Source organism: Arsenicibacter sp. R0_47, assembly GCF_057652235.1.
Map to the genome: position 1 here is coordinate 1 of NZ_JBYFCJ010000077.1, position 3,513 is coordinate 3,513.

Here is a 3,513-nt window from a genome sequence, read left to right on the forward strand (position 1 = left end):
AAGCCCTGAACAGTTTGAGCAGGAGTATTATACTAAACTTGCAAGTTCAGTGTGCCGCTAAACCGGACCACCTCACTGCTCAGCATACTGTGGATTTGCAGCGGTGCCAGTCTACAAGCTTGGGCGCAAATCAGTTTCATGAATGCCACTAACCGTTTACCCTATACCGGTTTTATAGGTGTATGGTCAAAAGGAGTTGCTGATATTGATGGTAATGGACTTGATGATGTTGTCATGACCAGATTTCCGTCTGCAACCTTGTATATCACTTGGCAGCTTCAGCCAGGTGTATTTCGGACAGATTCAATAAAAACGTTATCCCGTTTATCTCTATCTACCACTATTGGTGATATAAATAATGACAATAGGAATGATATTATAACGGGTAGTAATCAAGATGGGTTAACTATTCAGTATAATACCGGAAGCAGGAGCTTCCGTTCAGATACTGTCAGTCGACCGCTTGTACTTATGCAGGCAGCTAATCTGGTTGATGTGAATAATGATGGCTGGCTGGATTATTTTGCCTGTAACGATATCGGATTAAATCAACTTTGGAAAAATGATCGCTCAGGAAAACTTACAGCCGCAACCGGCTGGATAGACTTTCGTACAGTACCCTTGTCGGACAATTCCGGTAATTATGGGTCAGTATGGTCGGATATTGATAACGACGGTGACCTTGATCTGTATATTGCGAAGTGCAGTGAGTTTGCTATGGCGGACCCTGCTGATCCTCGCCGTATCAACCAGTTGTTTATCAATAATACCTATCGTAAAGTAGGCACACAGATCGTTAAAAATGAAACTGAATTTACGACTAATCCTGCTGGATGGTTTACGGAAGCTGCTGCGACTTACAATGTAAAAATAAGTGGTCAGTCCTGGTCCGCTGATTTTGCAGATATCGATAATGATGGGGATCAGGATCTGCTGGTTACTAATCATGAACTCCCGACAATGTTACTGGAGAATGATGGCACAGGGCACTTTCAGGATATTACTACGTTAAGTGGACTGACAGGTTTAGGAAAGCCTTTGCAGGGTATACTACGTGACTTTGACAATGACGGGTATGTTGATGTGTTAGTTTCTGGTGATACAGAACTACAATTGTGGCTGAATAACGGTAATAAAACCTTTCGTAAGCTAGCCAATGCATTTGGAAAGCAGATTACGAACTCATTTGCTGTAGGCGATTTAAATCACGATGGTTTTTACGACGTTTACTGCTCTTATAATCCCAATAATAATATACCCGACTCCTTGTGGCTAAATAGTGGTAACAGGAATCATTTTCTTTCTCTGACACTGATGGGTAGCCAGTCGAACAAGAATGGTATAGGAGCTAAAATTACAGTACATGACTTTAGTGGGCATATACAGGTACGAGAAGTACGAGCAGGTGAAAGCTATGGGATAACCAATTCCTATGCACAAATAATAGGCCTTGGCGAAAAAACTTCAATTCAAAAAGTAACCGTTCGATGGCCCTCCGGAATAACTGATACATATAATATGCCACCCGTTGATCAACATATTTATCTCAAAGAGGGGGGCTGTCTTGTCAATGAGCCAACAGGAAATTGTAGTATGTGTACATGTCCTGTGGTTACCGCAAAGCGAATAAGATAAACTAGCTAACTAATATAATTAACATGTATTTTGATGAGTAAGTTAATGAGAAGAGTACGAAAGAACAGCCATGTGTCTAGCCAATTTTATGTTTTGGCTAAGATGTTCATATGGAACTTTTGCTTTATTGGTGGTCTATACCAACATGCAGAGGCACAGCTGACGTTGAGCAGTGGGGTAGTAAACCGCTATGCGCAAGTTACTTCATTGGCTGGAAACGTAGTTAACCTGGGGACGCAGAGCGGTGTTTCTCACAGTTGGGCCATTGGAGACGTAGTCTTACTGGTTCAAATGACAGGGAATACCTCGGCCAATGGGGGAAAGTTTGAATACCGCAGGATTTCATCTGTAGCTGGTAACAGTGTTACTCTGGATGGTATTACACGGTCCTATAGCCCTACAACTGAGAAAGTACAGTTAGTTTGGGTGCCTTACGATGCTACAAGTATTACGGTTCCGGCGGGTGGTATCTGGGCTCAGAAATGGGACGGTACTACCGGCGGCATCGTGAGTATTTTTACCATGGGCGTTATTACCTTAAACGGAAATGTTAATGCTGACGGGACAGGTTTTCGATACGCTGACGGAACAAATACCATTAAAGGGTCAGACATCTACTACGGTGGTGGTGGTGGGACCGGCTGGTACTATGGCGGCGGTGGCGGCGGCGGCGGGTATGGCTCAGGTGGGGCCGGCGGCTCATATGGTTCCAGTTCCTCCTATTTAGGCGAAACCGGAACCCTGAACGGAGGGGCTGCTACTAATACGTCTAATAATGACGCCACCGGCGGCGGCGGCGGCGGTGCAGGTGTTGGCGGGTCTGGATCCGGTGGTGCTGGCGGACCACATGGTGCCGGCGGTGGTGGTGGTGCCGGGTATGCCGGTGGCGGTCCCGGTGGGAAGGCATCCGACAGTCAGGCGGCTGGCGGTTTAGGTAGCGTAGGGCCTTCGGGTGATACCGACGGTACAACAAATTCTGCCCAGAGTGGTGGCGGTGGCGGAGGCCGCTATGTTGGTGGTGGTGGTGGTGGGTCTGATGGATCTGCATCAGGAGGTCGTTCAGGTACAAATGGCGGTACAGGAGGAAATGGTACTAGTAAAGGAGGGCATGGGGGTGGATCAGCACCGGCCGCTTATCATCAATATCATTATTGTGATGGTAGTTTTTACTGCCCTGATCCCCGTATCTGGATGGCTGGCGGTGGACAGAATAATACCCAGGGCGGAGGGATTGTGCTAATGAATGCCGATGCCATCGTGGCAAATAATAAAATGGTATCCGCTAATGGAGATGCTGGTAGTCTATTGTTTCCTAGCTCAACTGCTTCCGGCGGTGGCGGTGGCGGCGGTGGTGGCCTTGTTGTTGTTAATTCGCATTCGGTAACATCTGGCCCATTGCAGATTTGTGCTAAAGGGGGAACAGGTGCCCAGGGAGCTTCTAATAGCGCCCACGGCGGCGGTGGCGGTGGTAGCGGTGGCGGTGGTGTAGTGTGGGTACAGGACCCCCTCGGAGCGATTGGGAATAACAGTTCCGGGGCACCACCTGTTGTACCGAATCTTACCTTTTGTATAGATGCCGGACCTATTGTTATTGCTACTGTTAACCCCAAAAGTGCAACCTATACCGGCATCGGGGGAGCCGGAGGTAATGGCTCAGTTCAAGTCAATAATCCTTGTGGAGTATTTGGTACTTGTTGTGAGGCCGGAGGTAATGCGCCAGCTTTATCGAATACATTAATCGTTACCTGTTCGACAGCTAATCTAAGTACAATTACGGTAAGTAACAAACCCGCAAGTGCCAGTGAGTATTTCGGAGTAAACTGACCCACCTGTTACGCAGGAAATTGACCCGGGTATTTCGGTGCAAACTGACCCACC

General features: G+C 47.3%; 2 protein-coding genes. Both read left to right on the forward strand.

From position 1 onward, the window contains the following. Positions 1 to 138: 138 nt before the first annotated feature. Positions 139 to 1,635, forward strand: coding sequence for a CRTAC1 family protein (locus tag AC23NW_RS35905; protein WP_487455489.1), 1,497 nt, complete (start codon positions 139 to 141; stop codon positions 1,633 to 1,635). A gap of 291 nt (positions 1,636 to 1,926) precedes the next feature. Next, positions 1,927 to 3,459 (forward strand): hypothetical protein, encoded by a 1,533-nt coding sequence (locus tag AC23NW_RS35910; protein ID WP_487455491.1) that lies wholly within the window; start codon positions 1,927 to 1,929, stop codon positions 3,457 to 3,459. Positions 3,460 to 3,513: the final 54 nt, after the last annotated feature.